A 7,478-nucleotide genomic window follows, 5' to 3' on the forward strand; every position below is an offset into this window, starting at 1 on the left:
CGGCCCGCCGCGGGCGCGGCCCGGTCCGCCGCGCCGCGCGACCGGGCCGCCGCGCCGCGCGACCGCTCGTCCGGGCCCGACGGCGCCCGGCCCGAGCACAGCCAGTCGGACACCGGCTCCGGCTCCTCCGACGCCCCGCGTCCCCGTCCCGCTCCCGACTCCATCCCCGCGCAGCCCAAGCCGCCCCGCCGGCGGTCCGCCCGGAAGTCCTCCGGCCAGAAGGGGAACGGCGGCAAGGGCAACGGCCGCTCCGCCCCGGCCGTGAAGACCGCTCCCTCGGCGAAGGCGGTGCCGAACCCCTCTCCGACCGCGGCGGCCGGCGGCCCCGGCGGCAAGGACCGCCGCAGCGGACGGGCGGCCGGGCCGGGCGGCGGACCGGTGCCGATGCGCCGGGACGGCGAGCGGCTGCGGTTCGTGGGCGCCGCCACGCGGCGCATCGCGCGCGGCATGGACCTGGACGAGATCGTGATGGGCCTGTGCCGGGCGACCGTGCCGGCCTTCGCGGACGCCATCCTGGTCCACCTCCGCGAGCCGCTCCCGGTCGGCGACGAGCGCCCCGTCGGCCCGGTGATGCTGCGGCTGCGACGCACCGACCGCATCCCGCCGGACCGGTCCGGCGCCCTCGACCCGCTGTCCGCGCTGATCACGGGGGAGGCCCCGCCCGCGGAGGTGCGTCCGGGCGGTCCGCTGGACGAGGTGCTGCGCGGGGTCCGCCCGGTCTTCGCCGACACGCCGTCCGTCCGCGAGGCCCTGTCGGACCTGCTCGGCGAGGACTCCGGGGCCTCGCTGCCCACCGGCCAGCATGCGGTCCTGGCCCCGCTGCGCGGCCGCCGCCGGGTGATCGGCACGGCGGTGTTCCTGCGCGGCCCGGAGCGGATCCCGTTCGAGGGCGACGACCTGCTGGTCGCCGCCCAGCTGGCCACGCACAGCGCGCTGGGCATCGACAAGGCGGTCCTCTACGGCCGTGAGGCGTACATCGCCGACGAGCTCCAGCGCACCATGCTGCCGGAGACGCTGCCCAGCCCGACGGGCGTGCGGCTGGCGTCGCGGTACCTGCCCGCGGCGCAGACGGCCCGGGTGGGCGGCGACTGGTACGACGCCATCCCGCTGCCCGGCAGCCGGGTCGCCCTGGTGGTCGGCGACGTGATGGGCCACTCGATGACCTCCGCCGCGATCATGGGCCAGCTGCGGACCACGGCGCAGACGCTGGCCGGTCTCGACCTGCCGCCGCAGGAGGTGCTGCACCACCTCGACGAGCAGGCGCAGCGGCTGGGCACCGACCGGATGGCGACCTGCCTGTACGCGGTCTACGACCCGGTCGCGCACCGCATCACCATCGCCAACGCCGGGCATCCGCCGCCGGTGCTGCTGCACCTGGGCGGCCGTGCGGAGGTGCTGGAGGTCCCGGCGGGCGCGCCGATCGGCGTGGGCGGGGTCGACTTCGAGGCCGTCGAGCTGGAGGCGCCGGCCGGGGCGACGCTGCTGCTCTACACCGACGGCCTGGTGGAGTCGCGGATGCGCGACGTGTGGACCGGGATAGAGCAGCTGCGGGACAAGCTGGAGGCCACCGCGCGGCTGACCGGCGCGGACCACGCCCCGCCGCTGGAGGCGCTCTGCGACGAGGTGCTGGACATGCTGGGCCCGGGCGACCGGGACGACGACATCGCGCTGCTCGCGGCGCGGTTCCACGGCATCGCGCCGAGCGACGTGGCGTCCTGGGAGCTGTATCCGGAGACCGCGGCGCCCGGCCGGGCGCGGCGGCTGGCGCGGGCGGCGCTGGACGACTGGGGCCTGGACGCGCTCACGGACTCGGTGGAACTGCTGGTCAGCGAGGTCGTCACCAACGCGGTGCGGTACTCGACCCGGCCGATCACGCTGCGGCTGCTGCGCACCGAGGTGCTGCGCTGCGAGGTGGTGGACGACGTCCCCCAGCTGCCGCGGCTGCGGCAGGCCCGGGCCACCGACGAGGGCGGCCGGGGCCTCTACCTGGTCAACCGCCTGGCCCGCCGGTGGGGCGCCACGCGTCTGTCCACCGGCAAGGCCGTCTGGTTCGAGCTCAACCATCCCTGACGGGGGGAGGGGGCCGCTCCGCCACCGGGCGGAGCGGCCCCCTGCCGCCGGGCGGCCCCGGGCTACCTCAGGAAGCCGGTGCCGTCCTCCGCGGCGGCCGGGTCCTCGTCGTCGTCGCCCGGCGAGCGGCCGGGCCGGGGGTCGGCCGGCGTCTCCTCGGCGGACGGGCGGCCCGGCTGCGACGGGCTCACCGTCTCGGTCGGCGTCTCGCTGGGCGTCTCGGTCGGGGTCTCGGACGGCGTCTCGCTGGGCGTCTCGGACGGGGTCTCGGACGGCGTCGGGGAGGGCGTCTCGGTGGTGGGCGTCGGCGTCACCGCGGCGCCCTGGTCGGTCTCCAGGTCGAACCGGGCGGTCCCGTCGGTCACGCCGAAGGTGTAGTCGGCCCAGATCTGCGCCGGGTAGCCGCCGCCGTTGATGCGTCCCTTGCCGGGGAGGAGGCCGGTGGCGCCGCTCAGCGAGGTGTGCCTGCTGGTCTTCGGGTCCTCGCCGAACAGGCCGACCGCGGTCACCAGGTCCGGGGTGTAGCCGACGAACCAGGCCGACTGGTTGTCGTCGGAGGTGCCCGTCTTGCCCGCCACCTGCTGGCCGGCCCGCGTCGGGTTGTCCCGCACCGAGGAGCGGGCGGTGCCGTCGTCGACCACGCCGGTCAGCACCGAGGTGACGGTGTCGGCGGTGTTCCGGCTGACGGCCTGCTCGCCCACCGGGTCGGGCATCTCGATCTCGGCCCCGTCCTTCTCGGCCTTCTTCACCAGGGTCGGGGTGACCTGCACGCCGTGGTTGGCCAGCGTGGCGTAGGCCGAGGCCATCTCCAGCGGGCTGGAGGTCATGGTGCCCAACGCGTTGGCGGGGTCCGGGTCGAGGTCACCGGTGTTCATGCCGACCCGGTCGGCCGTCTCCAGGACGTCGCGCATCCCGACGTCCACGCCCATCTGCGCGAAGACCGAGTTGACCGACCTGTTCATGGCGGTCTGCACGGATATGTCGCCGTAGTTCACGTCGTCCTGGTTGGGCGGCGCGTAGGGGATGTCGCTGCCGACCACGGGCCGCTCGCTGGTGCCGTCGTAGATCGTGCCGGCGTTGATCGGCCGCCCGTCCTGGGTGGTCGCCCCCTCCTCCAGCGCCGCCGCGAGGACCAGCGGCTTGAAGGTGGACGCGGGCTGGAAGTCGGAGCGGGTCGCGTTGCTGAAGTAGTGCTTCAGGTAGTCCTGGCCGCCGTAGAGCGCCACGATCCGCCCGGTCTCCGGGTCCACGGAGACCGCGCCGGCCTGGACCACGCCGTCGACCTTCCGCTCCTCGGGGTCCAGCTTGCTGGTGAGCTGCTCCTTGACGGAGGCCTCCAGCGCCTTCTGACGGTCCTTGTCGATGTTGAGGGTGAGGTCCCAGCCCTGGCCCTCGACCTTGGCCTCGGCCTCGGCCGCCGAGATGCCCTCGACGTCCATGAGCTGCCGCTGGAGCTCCTTGTTGGCCAGCTGCACCAGGTAGCCGGCCTGGCCCTCGAGGCCGGCCACCGGACGCGGCTCCTCGGGCACCGGGAACTTCATCCCCGCGCGCTCGGAGGCGTCCAGCCACTTCATCTCGACCATGTTGTCGAGGGCGTAGTTCCAGCGTTCCTCGGCGAGCCGCTTGCCGGTCCTGGAGGCGATCGCCCAGTCGTACTGGTTGGGCGCCTGCAGCAGCGCGGCCAGGTAGGCGCCCTGCTCGACGGTGAGCTCCTTGGCGTCGACGCGGTAGTAGGCCTGGGCGGCGGCCTGGATGCCGTAGGCGCCGCGGCCGTAGTAGCTGGTGTTCATGTACCCGGCGAGGATCTCGTCCTTGGACATCTGCCGGTCCACCTTCAGCGCGATGACGACCTCCCGCATCTTGCGGGTGACCGTCTGCTCCTGCGTGAGGTAGTAGTTCTTCACGTACTGCTGGGTGATCGTCGACCCGCCCTGCTTGCCCTGTCCCCGCAGGGTGTTGAACAGGCCGCGGGCGGTGCCCTTGATGTCGACGCCGGGGTCCTTGTAGAAGGTCTTGTTCTCCGCGGCGACGAAACTGTGCTGGACGTCCTTGGGCACGTCGGAGAGGCCGACGATGTCCCGGTTCACCTCGCCGCGACGGGCGATGACGCTGCCGTCGCTGTAGCGGTAGACGTTGCTCTGGCTCTGCGCCAGGTCGTTGCCCTCGTCGGGCACGTCCACGAGCAGGTACAGGGCGATGAAGGAGCCGATGCCGAGCAGGCAGACACCGAGGAACGTGCCGAACAGCTTCCGCCAGGTGAAGAACCCGCGTATGCCCCGTCGGCGGCGCGCACGTCGTAGGTCAGCTCGCCCCATGATCCTCTTTCGCCCCGCTTCGTCTCGTCCGTCGTCCCGCGCCCCGGAGGTCCCCCGAGGCATGGCCAGTCTCGAAAGTTAACACCGCACCCTGTGACAAAGAGGTGCCGATCCGGTCTTTTACGGACGTGACAATCAGCACCCGAAACTTTCCGCCCTTACCGCATCAGACGTGTCACCGGCCGGAACGGTTGCCCCGGGCGATCGGCGGGAGAGGTTTCCCACACCGATAAATGTGATATCACTTAGCTAGAAAGAAGCAAGCTCGAGCCATACGGAACCGGGGGCCTCCCATGTCCAGCCACGCCACTCGTCCCGCGACTCCCCCGCCGGCCGGCGGGGCCGACGTTCCCGAGATGCCCCGGCCGAGCGTCCGGGAGGTCCCGGCCCACTCCCTCGCCGGCGGTCTCGCCCTGCTGCTCGGGCTGCTCGGCGTGCTGATCGCCGCCGGCCTGGGTTACCTCGGCGCCGAGCACGCCGACGGCGGCGCATCGGCCGCGCTCGTGGTGGTGGCGGTGCTGCTGGCGCCGGCCTCGCTGGCCGCGATGGCCGGGCTGAACATGGTCGCGCCCGGCGAGGCGCGCGTCGTCCAACTCTTCGGCCGCTATCGCGGCACGATCCGCGAGGACGGCCTGCGCTGGGTGAACCCGCTCACCACCCGTGCCCGCATCTCCACCCGGGTCCGCAACCACGAGACCGCCGTCCTCAAGGTCAACGACGCCTACGGCAACCCCATCGAGCTGGCCGCCGTGGTCGTCTGGCGGGTCGAGGACACCGCGCAGGCCCAGTTCGAGGTCGACGACTTCCTGGAGTTCGTCTCCACCCAGACCGAGGCGGCCGTCCGGCACATCGCCATCGAGTACCCCTACGACGCGCACGGCGAGGACGAGCTCTCGCTGCGCGGCAACGCCGAGGAGATCACCGAGAAGCTGGCCCTGGAGCTGCACGCGCGGGTCGAGGCGGCCGGTGTCCAGATCATCGAGTCCCGCTTCACGCACCTCGCCTACGCCCCGGAGATCGCCTCCGCGATGCTCCAGCGGCAGCAGGCCGGCGCGGTGGTGGCGGCCCGGCGGCAGATCGTCGACGGGGCGGTCGGCATGGTGGAGTCGGCGCTCGCCCGGATCGCCGAGCAGGACATCGTGGAGCTCGACGAGGAGCGGAAGGCGGCGATGGTCTCCAACCTGATGGTCGTCCTCTGCGGTCACGGCTCGGTGCAGCCCGTCCTCAACACGGGGACCCTGTACCAGTGAGCGAGGACGAGGAGAACCGACCGCCGGCGCCGCCCGGGGAGCCTTCCGGAGAACCGTCCGGGGAGCGGCCTCCCGCGCGGCGCCGGCGGCCGGCGGAACGCAAGCAGGTCCTGCTGCGGCTGGACCCGCTGGTGCACGACGCGCTGGCGCGGTGGGCGGGGGAGGAACTGCGCTCCACCAACGCGCAGATCGAGTTCCTGCTGCGCCGCGCGCTGGCGGAGGCGGGCCGGCTGCCGAAGGGCACCGGCCCGCTGCCGCGGCGGGGGCGGCCGCGCGAGGAGTGACCGCGGCCGCCCCCACGCCCTGCCGCTCGGCCGTCCTCACGAACGGGTGAGTGAGGTCGTCGCCGTCGACGAGGATCCCCCGGAAGGGGTCCGCGGCGGTGCCGGCCGGCAGGTCCGGGACTCCGGCGGGCGGCCGCCGGCGGCCGGCCCGGTCGAGCGCTCCCCCGCACCCCGCCGGGCCGGCCGTCCCGGAACCCGTCCGGAGCGCCCGCCGTCACCCCCGGCCCGGACCGCCGCCGCACATCCGCCGGACACGTCACCCTGAGGGGCGATGCCCGGCGGCCCGGCGCACACCGGCCGCGAGCGGGCGAACCCGTCGCCGCGTGACGGGACCCGACCGCTCGCGCCACGCAACCCCCGCCCCGGGGTGCTCGTTCGTCCGGTCGAGGACCGGTGACCTCCCCGGCGGCCCCGCCCCGCACGTCCGCCGCAAAACCCGCGAGTTGGCGTATTTCCGGAAAGGACCCCCTCTGTGCCACGATCACGGGGAACGTCCACCCCCCTGCAAGGGAGAGCCCGTGCTCACTGTCGGTGACAAGTTCCCGGAATTCGAACTCACGGCCTGCGTCTCGCTGGAGAAGGGCAGGGAGTTCCAGCGGATCGACCACAAGACCTACGAGGGTCAGTGGAAGGTCGTCTTCTCCTACCCGAAGGACTTCACCTTCGTGTGCCCGACCGAGATCGCCGCCTTCGCCCGGCTGCACGGCGAGTTCGCCGACCGCGAGGCCGTCGTCCTCGGCTTCTCCGGCGACTCGGAGTTCGTCCACCACGCCTGGCGCAAGGACCACCCGGACCTGCGCGAGCTGCCGTTCCCCCTGATGGCCGACCCCCGGCACGAGCTGATGCGGGCGCTCGGCATCGAGGACGAGGACGGCTACGCCCAGCGGGCGGTCTTCGTCGTCGACCCCAACAACGACATCCAGTTCACCATGGTGACCGCCGGCTCGGTCGGCCGGAACCCGCAGGAGGTGCTGCGGGTCCTGGACGCCCTGCAGACCGACGAGCTCTGCCCCTGCAACTGGAACAAGGGCGAGGCCACCCTCGACGCGGCGACGCTGCTGGCGGGTGAGTGACCGGTGGCGCTCGCCGAACTGAAGTCGGCCATACCGGACTACGCCAAGGACCTGCGGCTCAACCTGGGGACCGTGATCGGCAACTCCCTGCTGCCCGCCCAGGCGTTGTGGGGGACGGTGCTGGCCTGCGCCATCGCCTCCCGCTCGCCCCTCGTGCTGCGCGAGCTGGAGCCGGAGGCCCGGGAGAACCTGAAGCCGGAGGCGTACCGGGCGGCGAAGACGGCCGCGGCCATCATGGCCATGAACAACGTCTTCTACCGCACCCGGCACCTGCTGTCCGACCCGGAGTACGGGTCGCTGCGCGCCGGACTGCGGATGAACGTCCTCGGCGATCCCGGCGTGGACCGCGCGGACTTCGAGCTGTGGGCGTTCGCGGTCTCCGCGGTCAACGCCTGCGGCGCCTGCCTGGACGCGCACGAGCACAAGCTGCGGGAGGCGGGGGTGTCCCGCGAGGTGGTCCAGGAGGCCACCAAGATCGCCGCCGTC

6 protein-coding genes are annotated in these 7,478 nt (G+C 73.2%); 5 read left to right on the forward strand and 1 reads right to left on the reverse strand.

All coding sequences use genetic code 11. The features are described 5' to 3' along the window. On the forward strand, window positions 1-2,070 hold a 2,070-nt coding region (locus A2U95_RS07205; protein ID WP_166021371.1), incomplete at its 5' end, for an ATP-binding SpoIIE family protein phosphatase. 62 nt (window positions 2,071-2,132) lie between these two features. Here A2U95_RS07205 and A2U95_RS07210 read toward each other — a convergent pair. Further along, the gene (locus tag A2U95_RS07210; protein WP_166021372.1) at window positions 2,133-4,385 is read right to left on the reverse strand and encodes a transglycosylase domain-containing protein; all 2,253 of its coding nucleotides are present in this window, start codon (window positions 4,383-4,385) and stop codon (window positions 2,133-2,135) included. 293 nt (window positions 4,386-4,678) lie between these two features. On the opposite strand from A2U95_RS07210, the gene A2U95_RS07215 reads away from it, so the two are divergent. The 4 genes from A2U95_RS07215 to ahpD form a co-directional block, all read left to right on the forward strand. After that, window positions 4,679-5,635 carry an SPFH domain-containing protein gene (locus A2U95_RS07215; protein WP_166021373.1) on the forward strand — a complete coding sequence of 319 codons (957 nt, stop codon included), beginning with the start codon at window positions 4,679-4,681 and terminating at the stop codon, window positions 5,633-5,635. After that, complete coding sequence (locus A2U95_RS07220) at window positions 5,632-5,919, forward strand: type II toxin-antitoxin system antitoxin (RefSeq protein ID WP_240957232.1); 288 nt, start codon at window positions 5,632-5,634, stop codon at window positions 5,917-5,919. The genes A2U95_RS07215 and A2U95_RS07220 overlap by 4 nt, the downstream gene beginning before the upstream one ends. Before the next feature lie 518 nt (window positions 5,920-6,437). Continuing rightward, the gene (locus A2U95_RS07225; RefSeq protein WP_166021374.1) at window positions 6,438-6,992 is read left to right on the forward strand and encodes a peroxiredoxin; all 555 of its coding nucleotides are present in this window, start codon (window positions 6,438-6,440) and stop codon (window positions 6,990-6,992) included. Between the two features lie 3 nt (window positions 6,993-6,995). Next, a partial coding sequence (gene ahpD / locus A2U95_RS07230) for an alkylhydroperoxidase, AhpD family (protein WP_166021375.1) occupies window positions 6,996-7,478 on the forward strand: 483 nt, incomplete at its 3' end.

The sequence above is a fragment of the Streptomyces chilikensis genome, assembly GCF_001642695.1.
GTDB classification, from domain to species: Bacteria; Actinomycetota; Actinomycetes; order Streptomycetales; family Streptomycetaceae; genus Streptomyces; species Streptomyces chilikensis.

Bases quoted from the DNA above. Each gene is read 5' to 3' on its own strand.
- A2U95_RS07210 (WP_166021372.1), bottom strand. From the start codon at position 4,385: ATGGGGCGAGCTGACCTACGACGTGCGCGCCGCCGACGGGGCATACGC.
- A2U95_RS07215 (WP_166021373.1), top strand. From the start codon at position 4,679: ATGTCCAGCCACGCCACTCGTCCCGCGACTCCCCCGCCGGCCGGCGGG.